Genomic DNA, 1,507 nt, shown 5'->3' with positions numbered 1-1,507 from the left:
TGGTAATAACTCTATATGTAAGGAGGTTTATTTTCATGGAACACATTTCAAAATTAGGCGAAGCTATCGTTAATACAGTTTCAGCAGGACAATCTGGAGATGGTGCTGAATTAGCTAAATCAATCGTTAATATTGTGACTAACGGTGCTGGTTTAGCAGGAGATATTGCTAAAGCATTTGGTTTAATGTAATAGGTATCTTCACTCATTACATATAAAGAGAAAGAGATTAATCAACGATTAGTTGATTAATCTCTTTTTTTGTTTTTCGATGTTTTTTTATTTGCTGTTATATCTTTTAAATTTAGTAATAAAAAAACAATCATTTTGAGTGTTTTTTTTGTGGTTTTTAAGACGAGTGAAACGAGTCTTTTCTTATCTTGATACTATAGGTAACTATTACAATGCGAACTTATACCTTTCAAACCGTTGATATAACTGGTTTAAGACACAAAAAAAGTTGCTTTTTCGTACCTATTAATGTATTGTTTAAGGTGTCTAATCTAAAACTATACAGGAAGGAGAAAAAGCAACTTTTTATATGCATTGTTTTGTAAAAAACAAGGTTGTTTTGTGTGATATATCATGGACAAGTATACTGAGAAAAAACAAAGAAATCAAGTATTTCAAAAATTTATTGAGAGACATGTGAGAGAGGGACAGATGTATTTGATAAAGGACTGTAATACATTTTTATCATTTGTTGCGGATAAAACTCTGGAGAAAAAGAAGCTATATAAGTCGAATTTATGTAAAAACCGGTTCTGTCCTGTATGTGCTTGGCGTAAAGCAAGAAAAGATGCATTGGGATTATCTTTAATGATGCAGTATATCAAACAAGAAGAACAAAAAGAGTTTTTATTTTTAACTCTAACCACTCCTAATGTGAAATCAGATGATTTAGAATCTGAAATTAAACATTACAATCAATCTTTCAGACGCTTAAACAATCGTAAAAAATTCAAATCGATAGCTAAAGGTTATGTAAGAAAATTAGAGGTTACTTATAATCAAAAGCGTGATGATTATAATCCGCATTTCCATGTTTTAATTGCTGTTAACAAATCGTATTTTACAGATAAACGGTATTATATTAGTCAAAAAGAATGGCTGAATTTATGGCGAGATGTAACGGGTAACGATGAAATTACACAAGTACATGTTCAAAAAATTAAACAGAACAACAACAAAGAATTATACGAAATGGCGAAGTATTCTGGTAAAGATAGCGACTACTTAATTAATCAAAAAGTGTTCGATACATTTTATAAATCACTCAAAGGGAAACAGATTCTTGTTTATTCTGGACTGTTTAAAGAGGCAAGAAATAAATTAAAAAATGGCGATTTAGATTATCTTAAAGAAGTAGATCCGACAGAATATATTTATCAAATTTTTTATCATTGGAACCAAAAAGAGTACTTAGCGAGTGAAATTTTTGATTTGTCCGAAGAAGAAAAAAGTAAAATTAATCATCAAATGATTGATGAAATTGACGAAGAAATTTG

At 29.4% G+C, this 1,507-nt stretch carries 2 protein-coding genes; both read left to right on the top strand.

Annotation, left to right across the window (positions count from 1 at the left end; genetic code table 11):
* Positions 1 to 191 (top strand): beta-class phenol-soluble modulin (locus EII32_RS11220; RefSeq protein ID WP_410524584.1); only part of this gene is annotated, 191 nt, incomplete at its 5' end.
* 393 nt (positions 192 to 584) lie between these two features.
* Positions 585 to 1,507, top strand: a 923-nt coding sequence (locus EII32_RS11215) for a protein rep (protein ID WP_125235458.1), incomplete at its 3' end; no start/stop codon positions are given.

Source organism: Prevotella sp. OH937_COT-195, from assembly GCF_003932845.1.
Classification (GTDB): Bacteria; Bacteroidota; Bacteroidia; order Bacteroidales; family Bacteroidaceae; genus Prevotella.
Note: the sequence above shows the minus strand (reverse complement) of the source record. Positions and strands in the feature narration are given on the sequence as shown.